The 12,853-nt window shown below is 64.2% G+C and carries 12 protein-coding genes; 2 read left to right on the top strand and 10 right to left on the bottom strand.

The window, feature by feature from the left end; genetic code table 11:
• Nucleotides 1–105 precede the first annotated feature (105 nt).
• The 5 genes from EJ068_RS14895 to EJ068_RS14875 all read right to left on the bottom strand — a co-directional run bounded on the left by EJ068_RS14895 (nt 106) and on the right by EJ068_RS14875 (nt 6,427).
• Nucleotides 106–2,133, bottom strand: a complete 2,028-nt coding sequence (locus tag EJ068_RS14895) for an aldo/keto reductase (protein ID WP_129554606.1) — start codon at nt 2,131–2,133, stop codon at nt 106–108.
• A gap of 54 nt (nt 2,134–2,187) precedes the next feature.
• Nucleotides 2,188–3,273 (bottom strand): sn-glycerol-3-phosphate ABC transporter ATP-binding protein UgpC, encoded by a 1,086-nt coding sequence (gene ugpC, locus EJ068_RS14890; RefSeq protein WP_127252912.1) that lies wholly within the window; start codon nt 3,271–3,273, stop codon nt 2,188–2,190.
• A 12-nt stretch (nt 3,274–3,285) separates the two neighbouring features.
• Nucleotides 3,286–4,122 (bottom strand): carbohydrate ABC transporter permease, encoded by an 837-nt coding sequence (locus EJ068_RS14885; RefSeq protein ID WP_127252913.1) that lies wholly within the window; start codon nt 4,120–4,122, stop codon nt 3,286–3,288.
• Nucleotides 4,119–4,979, bottom strand: coding sequence for a sugar ABC transporter permease (locus EJ068_RS14880; protein ID WP_127252914.1), 861 nt, complete (start codon nt 4,977–4,979; stop codon nt 4,119–4,121). The genes EJ068_RS14885 and EJ068_RS14880 overlap by 4 nt, the downstream gene beginning before the upstream one ends.
• 179 nt (nt 4,980–5,158) lie before the next feature.
• Nucleotides 5,159–6,427 carry an ABC transporter substrate-binding protein gene (locus EJ068_RS14875; protein WP_127252915.1) on the bottom strand — a complete coding sequence of 423 codons (1,269 nt, stop codon included), beginning with the start codon at nt 6,425–6,427 and terminating at the stop codon, nt 5,159–5,161.
• A 106-nt stretch (nt 6,428–6,533) separates the two neighbouring features.
• On the opposite strand from EJ068_RS14875, the gene EJ068_RS14870 reads away from it, so the two are divergent.
• The gene (locus EJ068_RS14870; RefSeq protein ID WP_127252916.1) at nt 6,534–7,403 is read left to right on the top strand and encodes a helix-turn-helix domain-containing protein; all 870 of its coding nucleotides are present in this window, start codon (nt 6,534–6,536) and stop codon (nt 7,401–7,403) included.
• Between the two features lie 19 nt (nt 7,404–7,422).
• Here the strand turns inward: EJ068_RS14870 and EJ068_RS14865 are convergent, their stop codons facing one another.
• The 3 genes from EJ068_RS14865 to EJ068_RS14855 form a co-directional block, all read right to left on the bottom strand.
• Nucleotides 7,423–8,796 carry a HAMP domain-containing sensor histidine kinase gene (locus tag EJ068_RS14865; RefSeq protein ID WP_127252917.1) on the bottom strand — a complete coding sequence of 458 codons (1,374 nt, stop codon included), beginning with the start codon at nt 8,794–8,796 and terminating at the stop codon, nt 7,423–7,425.
• A gap of 45 nt (nt 8,797–8,841) precedes the next feature.
• On the bottom strand, nt 8,842–9,519 hold the full coding sequence (locus EJ068_RS14860) for a winged helix-turn-helix domain-containing protein (RefSeq protein ID WP_126063578.1): 678 nt from the start codon (nt 9,517–9,519) through the stop codon (nt 8,842–8,844).
• Between the two features lie 236 nt (nt 9,520–9,755).
• Nucleotides 9,756–10,541 (bottom strand): hypothetical protein, encoded by a 786-nt coding sequence (locus EJ068_RS14855; protein WP_127252918.1) that lies wholly within the window; start codon nt 10,539–10,541, stop codon nt 9,756–9,758.
• Between the two features lie 228 nt (nt 10,542–10,769).
• Here EJ068_RS14855 and EJ068_RS14850 point away from each other — a divergent pair, with 228 nt between their 5' ends.
• Nucleotides 10,770–11,396 (top strand): isoprenylcysteine carboxylmethyltransferase family protein, encoded by a 627-nt coding sequence (locus tag EJ068_RS14850; RefSeq protein WP_127252919.1) that lies wholly within the window; start codon nt 10,770–10,772, stop codon nt 11,394–11,396.
• 268 nt (nt 11,397–11,664) lie between these two features.
• On the opposite strand, the gene EJ068_RS14845 is transcribed toward EJ068_RS14850, so the two are convergent.
• Nucleotides 11,665–11,874, bottom strand: a complete 210-nt coding sequence (locus EJ068_RS14845) for a hypothetical protein (RefSeq protein ID WP_127252920.1) — start codon at nt 11,872–11,874, stop codon at nt 11,665–11,667.
• Nucleotides 11,871–12,626: a COG4280 domain-containing protein gene (locus EJ068_RS14840; protein WP_127252921.1), complete on the bottom strand. Its 756-nt coding sequence runs from the start codon at nt 12,624–12,626 to the stop codon at nt 11,871–11,873. Before EJ068_RS14840 ends, EJ068_RS14845 begins: the two co-directional genes overlap by 4 nt.
• Between the last annotated feature and the right edge of the window lie 227 nt (nt 12,627–12,853).

The raw sequence follows: 12,853 nt of genomic DNA, 5'->3' as shown, positions 1-12,853 counted from the left end.
CAAAGGGAGCGCCGGCGCTGAAGCTGCCAATCTCCCCCCTTGAGGGGGAGATGCCCGGCAGGGCAGAGAGGGGGGCGAAGGAACGCGACGCCCCTGATTTTCCCCCTAAGCCCTCCTCCTCTCCGCCCCCTCGTCCAGCCACGCCACATCCTCCGGCGTCAGCTTGATATCGAGCGCCCTGAGGCTGTCCTCCAGCTCGTCCAGCGTGCGCGGGCCGATCAGCGGGACCGACGGGAAGGGCTGCGCCAGCACGTAGGCCAGCGCGACATGGATCGGGCTTTTGCCGAGTTTTCGGGCCAGCTCGATCGCCCGGTCGCGGCGGGCGAAATTCCTTTCCGAGTACCAGACCCGCACCAGCTCCTCATTGTCAGTCCGGTCGCGGCCGGCGCGGTCGGTGAAGAAGCCGCGGCCCTGGCTCGACCAGGCGAAGTTCGGCATCTGCCGCGCCGTCAGCCAGGCCTTCCACGCATCGGTCGAGGAGGTGACGCAGCCGGCCCAGATCGGCTCCAGCATTTCGGCCAGCGAGAAATTGTTGGAGAGCGCGCCGGGCTTCTGCCTGCCGTTCTTCTCGGCATAGGCAATCGCTTCGTCCATGCGCTCCATCGTCCAGTTGGAGCCGCCGAACAGGCCGCGGATGCGGCCGGCCCTGGCCTCCGCGTCCATCGCGTCGACGAATTCGCCGACCGGCACGTCCGGATTGTCGCGATGCATGAAATAGATGTCGATATGATCGGTCTGCAGCCGGTCGAGCGACTGGGCGAGTTGCTTGCCGATCACATCGGGATAGCAGAGCGGCGAATGCGCACCCTTGGCTATGATGACCGATTTTTCGCGCACGCCGCGATTCTTAAGCCACTGCCCGAGCAGCGTCTCGGTGTAGCCGCCGCCATAGACAAAGCCGGTGTCGAACAGATTGCCGCCGGCCTCGAAATAGGCGTCGAGCAGGATCGAGCCGGAGGAGAAGCTGCGGAAATCCTCGAAGCCGAGCGCCAGAAGCGAGACGGGTTTCGGCAGGCTGGGGAGGACGCGCTTGCCGATGGCCGTGCCGTCGGTACGCAGCGGCCGGCCGGATATGGTGTTGAGGCGCTTAGCCGGCTTTTCGATCTCGTATTCGAGACCGACGGCGGCGCGCCACTTGTCGAGGACGCGCAGCGTGCCGAGGCTGTCGGCCCAGGACATGCCCGGCCAGGCGAATTCCTGCCTGCCTGCCTGGATTGCTTCGCCCGCGGCATCGACCTCGAAGGAGTAGAGGTGACGTGTCTCGTCAAGGCTGATCACCTCGCGAGCTGCCCCGGACTGGATCACCTCGATCCGGCCCGGCCCGACATCGCGTGCGCCGCCGGCGAACCAGAAATCGGGCACCTCGATCCGGCCCTTGGTGCCGAAAATGCGCAGCACATTGTCCTGGTCGAGCGAGATGCTGCAGGAGATTTCGGCGACGATGCCGCCGGCAAAGTGCAGCAAGGCGGAAGCCCATTCATCGACGCCGGATTGGCCGAGATGGGCCGCGCCCAGGACCTTGTCGGGTTCGGCAAAGGGCTGGCCCGTGGCGGCGCCGGCGATCAGCCGCGCCATCGAGACAGGATAGCCGCCGACATCGAGGATGCCGCCGCCGGCGAGGTCGTTGGCATAGAGCCGGTGCTCGGGCATGAAGCCCGGCATGGCGAAACCAAAACTCGACTTGATCATGCGCACTTCGCCGATGGCGCCCGACTTGATCAGCTCGACCAGCTGGCGTGTCTGCGGGTGCAGCCGGTACATGAAGGCTTCGCCCAGGAAGGTGCCGGCCTTGCGCGCGGCGTGCATCATGGCGTCGGCTTCGAAAGCGGTGAGCGCCAGCGGCTTCTCGCACAACACATGCTTGCCGGCCTCGGCCGCCTTGATCGCCCATTCGGCGTGGCCGGGATGCGGAATCGAAATGTAGACGGCGTCGACCTGGCTGTCTGCGAGCAGCGCGTCATAGCCGTCGAGGATGCGCGCGCCCGGAAAGACTTGCGCCAGGCCTGGCTTGGCAGGGTTGCGGGCGCCGAGCGCCTCAAGCGTGCCGGTGCGCGATCCTTTCACGCCGCCGGCAAAAGACTTGGCGATGCTGCCGGGCCCGAGGATGCCCCAGCGGATTTTTCCAGATGTCATGTCGAATTCTCCATGGGTCGCCGCCACGCCTTGGGGATCGGGCGGAAAAGAAAGTCAGCGAATCCTCGCGCCTGATTTGTCGAAAAGCAGCGAACGCTCGGCCTTGATCGAAACGGTGAAATGATCGCCGCCGGCGCGCTGGCGCGAGGCCTCGCGCTTGACGATCAGCTCCTCGGGCCCCGCGTTGGCGTAGACATAGCTCACGGAACCAAGATGCTCGGCGACGTCGGCCTTGACCGGAATGTCGCAATCGCCCTCGCCGGCCTCGAAGAAATGCTCCGGCCTGACGCCGAGCACAATTTCGGCGCCGATGGCGGGAAAAGCCTCGCGGAGCGGCTTGCGCAATCGTGCGCCGCCATGATTGACCAACTCGATGATCGCGGCGCTGTTCGACGTATCGACGACTTTGGCGCTGAGGAAATTCATCTTCGGCGAGCCGATGAAGCCGGCTACGAATCGGTTGGCTGGATCGTCATAGAGGTCGAGCGGCGCGCCGATCTGCTCGACATCGCCGGCCTTCAGCACGACGATGCGATCGGCCAGCGTCATCGCCTCGGTCTGGTCGTGCGTCACATAGATCATGGTGACGCCGAGCTCCTTGTGCAGGCGCGAGATCTCGACCCGCATCTGCACCCTGAGCTCGGCGTCGAGATTGGACAGCGGCTCGTCGAAGAGAAAAACCTGCGGCTCGCGCACGATGGCGCGGCCGATGGCGACGCGCTGGCGCTGGCCGCCGGAGAGCTGCTTCGGCCGGCGCTGCATCAATTCGTCGATGCGCAGGATCTCGGCGGCGCGTTTCACGCGGCGATCGGTGTCGGCCTTCGGGTTGCCGTTCATGCGGAGACCGAAGGAGAGGTTCTGCTCGACCGTCATATGCGGGTAGAGCGCGTAGGATTGGAACACCATGGCGATGCCGCGGTCGGCCGCCTCGACATCGTTCATCACCTTGCCGCCGATGGCGATGTCGCCGCCGCTGATATCCTCCAGCCCGGCGATCATTCGGAGCAAAGTGGACTTGCCGCAGCCGGACGGGCCGACGAAGACGACGAACTCCCCGTCGGCGATATCGATGTTGGCGCCGTGGACGACCTCGAAGGAGCCGAAGCGTTTTATGACATTGGTAAGGGTGACGGCGGCCATCGCGCTTCTTTCCTATTTGACCGCGCCGGCGGCGATGCCGGCGATGAAATGACGCTGCAACAGCACGAAGACGATGAGCATCGGAACCGTCAGCATCACGGCGCCGGCCATGATGCCGCCCCAGGAAACCTTGGTCAGGCCGATCAGCGTGCCGAGCGCCACCGGCGCCGTCATCGCGCCGGGCTGGCTGTTGATCAGCAGCGGCCAGAGATAATTGTTCCACGAGGCGAGGAAGAGGATGATCGCAAGCGCCGCCAGCATCGGGCGGGCCAAAGGCAGCGCCACGAACAGGAAGATGCGCCATTCCTTGACGCCTTCCACCCGCGCGGCGTCGAACAGTTCGGCGGGCATCATCGAGAAAGCCTGGCGCATGAAGAGCACGCCGAGTGAATTGAACAGCGGCGGCACGATCAGCGCGATCCAGGTGTTGGCCAAAGCGAAGTCGCGCGCCACCATGATGAATTGCGGGATGAGCACCACCGCGTAGGGAAGCGTGATGGTTCCGAAGATGATCGCCACCACCGCGCCCTTGCCGTGGAACTCGTACCGCGCCAGCGCCCAGCCGGCCATCGAGGTGAGCAGCACCGAAAGCACGGTGTAGGTCACAGCCACCGAGACCGAGATGCCGATGGCGCCGACGAAATTGGTGTCGCGCTGCAGATTGTTGAAATTGTCGATGAAGCCGTCATGCGGCAGAAGCTCGATGCCGGGGCTGAAGATGCCGTTGTCGGGCATGGTGGAGAACACCACCATCATCCACAGCGGGAACAGCCAGATCAGCGCCAGCGGCGTCAGGAAGAGATGCAGCAGGATGCTGCGGCCGAGCCTTGCCTGCGAGCGAGAGGTCATTTCGGCTCCCTCATCAGCCAGAGCTGCACCAAAGTGATGGCGATGGCGAGGCCCGCCATGGTGTAGGCGACGGCCGAGGCGTAGCCGAAATTGAGCGAGCGAAAGCCCTGGCGGTAGAGCAGCAGGCCGAGCGTCTCGGTCCCACCGCCGGGGCCGCCGCGTTCGGTGATCAGAAACGGCTCGGTGAAGAGCTGCATGGTGCCGATGATCGACAGCACGGCGCAAAAGACGATGACGGGCTTCAACAGCGGCAAGGTTATGTGGAAGAACTGCTTCACCTTGCTGACGCGGTCGAGCGTCGCCGCCTCGTAGACGTCCTCCGGAATGGACTGCAGGCCGGCGAGGATGATGATGGCGTTGTAGCCGGCCCAGCGCCAGGTCACGGCGATCATGATCAACGCCATGGCCGGCGTGACGTTGGAGAACCAATCGACCTTGGGCAGGCCGACGCTGTTGAGCAGCTTGTTGACGATGCCGAAATCGAGGCTGAACATCAGGCGAAAGGCGGCCGAATAGGCGACCTCGCCGACCACGACCGGGGCGAAGAAGGCGAAGCGATAGAGGCCTCGCGCCTTCAAGAGCGGCGAATTCAGAAGCACCGCCATGACGATCGCCAGCGCAATCATCACCGGCACCTGGATGACCAGGATCAGCAGTGTGTTCTTCAGCGCATTGTAGAAGGCGGGGTCGCCGATCAGGCGGCCCCAGTTGAAGGCCGGCGCGAAACGCCACGGCACGGTCCGCGTCGCCTGGAAGGAGATCAGGAAGGACGAGATGATCGGCCAGATCCAGAAGACGGCGAAGATCAAGAGGTAAGGCGTGAGGAAGCGGTACGCGGTGGCGTTCTGAGTGCGCATCGGCTTCCTCCTTTCTTTGTGTTTTCCTTCTCCCCTTGTGGGAGAAGGTGGCCGCGCAGCGGCCGGATGAAGGGTGTTCCAGCGGAGCGAGACGTTGGCATTCCCTGGAGCACCCCTCATCCGTCTTGGCGCTGCGCGCCAAGCCACCTTCCCCCACAAGGGTGGAAGGCAAGGCGCGCTTACTTCACCGGCAGGCCCGTCGCCGCGGCGATCTGCTTGGCGGCGTCGTCGAGCGCGGCCTTGGCGTCGGGATAGCCGTTGGCCAGATATTTGGTCTGCACGGCGCGGACGATTATCTCGGCGTCGCTCTGGAACTGGGTGCCGCGGCTCGGCACCACCTTGGGCAGCGTGGAGAGGATATCCTTCCAGACCGGCTGGCCGCCCCAATATTCCTGGCCCTGCGCGGCGTAGGGATCGTCGAGGGCAGAGACCAGCGACGGCACCAGGCCGAAATCCTTCAGCATGGTGATCTGGCCGTCGTTGGTCCCCAGCGTGTATTTCAGATAGGCGTAGGCCGCTTCCTTGTTCTTCGAGGCCGATGTGATGGCCAGCGACGAGCCGCCGAGATTGGCGGCGCGCGGGCCGTCGGCGGTCAGGCTCGGCATCAGATAGACGCCCCATTTGCCGCTTTCCTTCGGCGATTCGGTGCGGATCGTGCCTTCATACCAGCCGCCATAGACCTGGGTGGCGACGGTGCCGGCGGTGTTATTGGTGATCTTGGTCGACCAGTCGGCCGACGACACGATGCCGGCGTCCTTCATCTCCTTGACCTTGGTCATGGCGTCGACGCATTTCGGCTCGGCCACGGTGATCGACTGGCCGTCCTCGGCGAAATAGGCGCAGCCCTGCTCGTTGGAGATCATGCGGAAAAATTCGGTGTCGCCGTTGAAATCGGCATTGGTCATCGACACGCCGGGATTGGCGGCCTGGATCTTCTTGCCGGCGGCGATGAAATCGTCCCAGGTCTTGATCGAGGCCGGATCGACGCCTGCCTTCTCGTAGAAGTCGCGGCGGTAGAAGACGGCGACCGGGCCGGAATCCCATGGCATGGCATAGGCCTTGTCGCCGACCTCGAGCTCGGTGCGCTTGAAATCGGGGAATTTCTTCTGGTCTTCGGCGGTGTAGCCCAGCGTGTGCAGGTCGACGAAGCAGTCCGGGAACTGGCTCCAGTAGTTCTCGGCCTCGCCGTTCTCGATCGTGACGATGTCGGGCAGTCCGACGCCGCCGGCGGCGCAGCCGGCGATCGACTTGTCATAGGTCGGCTGGTTGCCGAGGTCCTGAACCGTGACCTTGATGTCGGGATATTTCTTGTTGAAGCCCTCGACCGTCGACTTCAGCGACGAAGCGGCGATGTTCCAGCTCCAGATGGTGATCTCGCCGGACTGCGCCAGCGCCGGGCCTGAACCCAGGGCAAGCAACAGCGCGGCGCAGGTCAGTGTCGTGCGCATTGAAATCCTCCCATTTCATTTGCTCTCTCGCTGTGAGCGTGGCTAGACTATGCGGCGCGGAAGGCTTGTCCCCGACAGAGGGAATAAGAAGTTGGCGGAAAGTAAGATGCCAGAGCGTCCGTTCTACCAGCCTGGCGCGAGCAGCGTCGAAGGCCTGCCGCTGGCCTTGCAGATGTTCCACAATCATCCGCTGGTGATGCTGAAGCCGCATTGGCACGCCCAGGTCGAGGTGAACTTCATCGTGCAGGGCAGCGTGCACTACCGCATGGCCGAGCATGAGATCGCGCTGTCGGCCGGCGAGATGTGCCTGTTCTGGGGCGGCCTGCCGCACCAGATGGACGATCTGACCGACGACGCTGTCTATGCCGGCGCGCATCTGCCGCTGGTGCATTTCTTCAGGCTGCATCTGCCGGCCGATGTCCGCCACCGGCTGATGACCGGCGCGACGCTGGTGACGAATGCCACCGATCAATCCGACAATGACAATTTCAAGCGCTGGAACGATTATGCGCGCTCGGGCGATCCGGCCAGGACAGAGCATGCCGTCAACGAGCTGCTGCTTCGGCTAGAGCGGGTGCGTTTCGAGCCCTACCGGCTGGTGCCCGGAACCGCCGCCGGGCATGGCGCGGGCAGCCCCTTCGACCAGCAGTCCTCACGCAATGTCGGGCGCATGTGCGATTTCATCGCCGAGAATTTTCTCTACGATATCGACTGCGTGAACATCGCTTGCGCCGCCGATATCCATCCCAAATACGCCATGAGCCTGTTCAAGAAATCGACCGGCATGACGCTCAACGAATATGTCAGTCTCTTGCGGCTGAGCTATGCGCAGGCACTTCTGATGCATGAGGACGCCAATGTGCTGAAGGTCGCGATGGACTCCGGCTTCGGCTCGCTCAGCGCCTTCAACAAATCGTTCCGCAAGCTTGCCGGCATGTCGCCGTCCGATTTCCGCCGGGCGGGCGCCGCGCGGTGACCGCCAAAGCGGATCCGGATCAGGCGGCTTTCACCGCCGGGAAGCTGACCGTGACGCCGAGACCCGGTTTGCAATCCTCCAGCGTTATCGCGGCGCCATGCAAGTCGGCCACAGCCTTGGCAAGGCTGAGACCCAGGCCGCTGCCCGGCGTCGTGCGGCTCGCATCCAGGCGGTAGAGCCGCCGGAACACCTTTTCACGCTCCTCGGCGGGAATGCCCGGGCCATTGTCGCGGACATGGATGAGCACGTGACTGCCATCCCTGGTCACCGAAAGCCCGATCGCCGTGCCCGGCGGGCAATGCCGGAGCGCGTTCTCGACAAGATTGGCGAGCATCTGCATCAGCAGGTCCCGGTCGCCGTGAACGTACCATTTCGTATCCGGAAGGATGGTCGTCGACAGCGACTTGCCGTCGTCGTCCGCGACATCGGCATAAACCTCGCCGATGGTCTCGACGATCGGCCCGACATCGAGATCGACGAAACGCGCCTTGCGGGCGCCGGCCTCGATCTGGGCGATGCGCAGCAGCGCGTCGAATGTGCTGTTGATCTGCTGGCTCTCGGCGCGGGCGTCGGTCAGCTCGGCCGAGACATCCTCGCCCGATGCCGTCTTGTCGGCGGCCTGCTCCAGGATCATCTGCAGCCGGTTGAGCGGCGTCTTGAGGTCATGGGCGATGTTGGCGCTCACCTCGCGCATGCCGTCGACCAGCGCCGACAGGCGCTCTAGCGCGGCATTCACCTGAGCAGAGACGGCGTCGATGTCGTCGCCGCTGCCGATCAGCGGAATGCGCGCGTCGAGCCGCCCATGCGAGACGTCGACCATGGTGCTGGCGATGCCATCGAGGCGCCGCTGGACACGCGAGGCGAGCACGGCGCCGCCGCCGATCGCCAGAACGGTGATGACGAGCGTAGCCCAGCCGAAGCTCATCAGCACGATCCTTTCGAGATCCTCGGTTTCCGAAAGCGAGAAGGCGACGGTCAAATTGTTGTCGCCGACCGTGCCCGAATAGGCGCGGTATTCGGTACCTGGCGGCACGCCCGGCAAGTCGGCTGCGAACATGGAAAACCCATCCGGCAGGCCGGAGGCGGTGAAATCGCCGGCGAGGCGGTTGCCGGCCTTATCGGTGAGGGAAAAGATCTGGTCCTTGTCCTGGCTGAACTGGGCATGGTCCCTGACGGTGGAGACGAGATCCTCCTCGTCGCTCTCGGCATGGGTCGCGGCGATCAGCGAGTAGGTCTCCTTGATCGACTGATCGAGCTGCCTGGCGAGCGAGGCACTCATCAGTTGATAGACGACCGCGCCGGACAGGATGAAGGCAAGCAGGAACAGGAAAGCGAAGGTCAGCGCCAGCCTGAACGGCGTGCTGCGCAGCAGGCTGGAGCGCCTATCGCTCATGCGCGCGCGAAGGCGCTTGGTCGCCCGGCAATCGCGGATGCGGGATCAGGCCGGAACATGCAGGCTGTAGCCGGTGTTGCGCACCGTATGGATCAGCGGCACGTCGAAGGGCCTGTCGACCTTGGCCCTCAGCCGGCTGATATGCGTCTCGACGACGCTGGTCTTGGGATCGAAGTGAAAATCCCAGACGCGCTCCAGCAGCATGGTGCGGGTGATGACGCGCCCCTCGCCGCGCATCAGCACCTCAAGCAGGCTGAACTCGCGCGGCTGCAGGTCGATCGGCTGACCCTGTCTGGTCACGCGGCGCTGGATCAGGTCCATTTCGAGGTCGGCGACTCGCAGCGCCGTCTTCTGCTCCTGCGCCGCCGGCCGGCGGCCAAGCGCATGAATGCGGGCAAGCAGCTCCGAAAAGGCGAAGGGCTTGACCAGATAGTCGTCGCCGCCCGCCTCCAGGCCCTCGACGCGGTCGTCGACGCCGCCGATCGAGGTGAGGAAGATAGCCGGCGTATGGATGCCGGCGGCGCGCACGGCCTTGATCATCGACAGGCCGTCGAGGCCGGGAACCATGCGGTCGGCGACGATCACGTCATAGGCGTTGCGGGTCGCGGCGAAGAGGCCGTCATGGCCGTCGCGCAAAAGATCGCAGACATGGCCGGCCTCGGTCAGCCCGCGGACGATATAGTCGGCGGTTCTCGGATCGTCCTCAACAAGCAGAAGTCGCATCGCCCCGTGCTGTCCTTGCCGCAACCTCGCCGGCATGGCGGCGCCGGCCGGCTCTTTCCTGGCTGGTTCTCCAGGATAGGATGCCGAAACGCGTGAAGCGGCTCTCGGGCGGCATCATGCCCCATCTCGTCGTCTCGGCGCAATTCCGGACGGATTGCACCAACCATCTGCTTTACGCATTCGGGGACCGAAGACCGCTACACATTTTTGCGAGACGGCTGGTTCAGGGATCGCGCTCAGTCGAGCAGGGCCTGCTCGTCCTCGTCGATCAGGCTCTTCAGCGTCATATAAAGAACGATGACCACGATAGAGCCGAGGAAGGTCAGGCTGGTGAAAGTGGTGCCGAAGCCCATGCCGCCATATTCGACCGGCCGCGCCAGCAGGTCGCCGAAGGAGGCGCCGAACGGTCGGGTCAGGATATAGGCGAGCCAGAAGGCGAGGATGGCATTCAGGCCGAGGACGAAATAGCCAAAGGCGATCGCCGCGATGACGCCGCCAAAGATAAGGCCAGTGGCGAGATAGCCAAGGTCGAAGCGCTCGGCGACCAGATCGCCGGCGGCGGTGCCCAGCGAGAAGGTGAACAGGATCGCCAGCCAGTAGAAGATCTCGCGCCGGGTGGTGAAGACGGTGTGGATCGACAGGGTCTTCTCACTGGCGTACCAGGCGATGAAGGTCAGGGCGAGGGCGACCGAGAAGATGATGGTCGTCGTCTCCAGCCGCACGCCGAAATTGTCGACGAGGTTGTCGGTGACCAGGGTGCCGACGACGCTGGTCAGGACGACCGCCAGCCAGTAGGCCCAGGGCACGTAACGCTTCTGCGCGAATTGCAGGACAAGCGCGACAATGAGAATGCCGCTCATGATCAGCGATGTGACGGTAAGGCCGAGACCGAGATTGACGGCGAGATAGTCCGCCGCCGTCTCGCCCATGGTCACCGCCATGATCTTGATCAGCCAGAAATCGAGGGTGACGTCCGGGGCCCTGTTCAGTTCGGACCCGTATTCGTTGGCTGTCATGGTCATGGCGATGGCGTCATCCTGTAAGGGCCGGTCGTCGGTGCTCTGTTCAAGCCGACAATCCAAGCCGACAACTCGGGGCCGTCAGGCTAGGCGGGTAAATTCACCGCGGCCTGTCCGCATCCTTACAAATTCGTAAGGTCGGCCAAAAACATTCGCCGGGTCTCATCATCGCCAGGGGGAAGGGTTAGAGAAAGCCCGGCGTCCGTCTCGGCGCCGCAGCGGTGAGAAAGAATGGCCTCCCTCAAAGCGGCGCCGAAAGCGTTCGACCAGCACAAGCGCCTGATCTTCGTACAGGTGGCAGCCGTGCTTGCCGTCATCCTGCTTCTTTTCAGCAGACCGGCGCTGGCCGAAGGATCGAACGGACATGAAGCGCTGGAGACGATCGGCTTCGCGATGGTGCTGGCCTGCTTCCTTGGCCGTCTATGGAGCATCCTTTTCGTCGGCGGCAGGAAGAATGACGAGCTGATCGTGTCCGGCCCGTTCTCGATGACCCGGAACCCGCTCTATTTCTTCTCGACCGTCGGCGCGGTCGGTATCGGACTGATGTTCGGCTCGGTGCTGGCGGCCGCGATGCTCGGCCTGGCAAGCTTGCTCATCTTCCGGTTCACCGCGCGCAAGGAGGCCGCGTATCTCGCCGGCAAGTTCGGCGCGGCTTACGCGGCCTATGCCGAACGCACGCCGTCCTTCTGGCCGAATCCGATGCTTTATCGCGACGAGGCGCAGTGGCTGTTTTCGACGGGCGCGCTGAGGAACACGTTCCGCGACGGGCTCTATTTCATGGCTCTGTTTCCGGTGATCGAGGCGGTCGAGTTTGTCCGCCTCAGCGGTCACCTGCCGACGCTTTTCACTGTTTATTAGTTCCCGGGACGGAACGACCGGCGGCTATGTTTGCTTGGCAGGCGACATAGGTTGGAGATTGGCCGAAGCGCCCATCGCGATCCATGCCGTGACGTCGAGGCGTTGCCACGCTGCAGAATTCTGCGCCGCTTCGTTCCCCGGCAAAGGTCACGGAATGGATCCTCGGGTCTGCGCTCCGCTTCGCGTCGCTCCGCCCGTGGATGACGAGGTTGGGAGGCTTGCGCCAATCCCCACCGTTTGCGCTGATTTGCCAGACTACAAACGCCCCTCAGCGCGCCTTGTCGCGCGCGGCGCGGCGCGTGCTCTCCAGGAGAATCGCCAGGCAGCCGGCGAGAAGCAGGAAGCCGCCGATGAGCGGCGGCAGCCCCAGGACTTTCACCGCGGCGGTGACGAGCGCGATCAGGATCAGCGCCAGCAGAGCCAGATTGCCGTCGTCGACGAACATGCCGACGACTTCCTTGAAGACAAGACGGATCATCGGGCGACTCCCTTGGCGGGCGCCGGATAGGCGCCGCGCAGCCAGCGCATGATGGCGAAGGATGCGGCGGCGATGACGGTAAAGATGGCGAGCAGAGCGAGGTCGGCGCCCGGCCAGTCCGCGCCAAGGCCTTCGCCGGTCCAGAACACGCCGAAGCTGGTCAGCATCAGCCCGACGACGAATTTCAGCGAATTTTCCGGCACGCGCGCCAGGGGCCGGTGCACGGCAAGGCCGATCAGCATCACCAGCACGAAGGCCGCCAGCGCGCCAAGGCCGGCATAAAGCGTCTGGCCATGTGCGGCGCCGACGGCAATGACGATGAACACCACCTCGACGCCCTCGAGCAGCACCGCCTTGAACGACGCGACGGCGGCCAGATAGTCGGCCCGGCGGTCGCCGGCCTGCCGGCGCAGCACCTCCGTCTCCTTGGAAAAGGCCTGTTCCTCGTCATGCAGCGCGATCACGCCGACGCTGCGCAGGATCGCCTTTCGCAGCCAGCGCATGCCGAACAGGATCAGGAGCACGCCGACCGTCAATTGCAGGACGTCGATGGGGACGAGCGCCAGCAGCGGCCCGAAAATGAGCACCAGCGCCGCAAGCAGGGCGAGCGCCAGGGCAGCGCCGGAGAGCGCTGGGCGCCAGCTGCGCGTCACCCCAACGGCGAGCACGATGGTGAAGGCTTCGACGACCTCGACGAAGGACGCCAGGAAAGAGGCCGTCACGGTGGAAAGTATCGGTGTCAGGCCATGCATCAAAGGCTTCGTCCAGGAATCACGATCGGCGGGAACGATACAGCGCTCCGGCAGCGGCGAGAATGCGGAGATGAGCTTATCTGGTTCCGCATGGTGCGAGGGGTGCGGAGCATTTCGAGGAACTCATTGACGGTCTGTATCCGTTCGGTGTCCGTTGTATCGCGGCGCTGCCCTGGCTATCTGCGGGAGCAACAAGGCATTTGAGCGGCCGATGTGCCGCCCCAGCA

This window comes from Mesorhizobium sp. M2A.F.Ca.ET.043.02.1.1, assembly GCF_003952405.1.
Lineage (GTDB): Bacteria > Pseudomonadota > Alphaproteobacteria > Rhizobiales > Rhizobiaceae > Mesorhizobium.
Note: the sequence above shows the minus strand (reverse complement) of the source record. Positions and strands in the feature narration are given on the sequence as shown.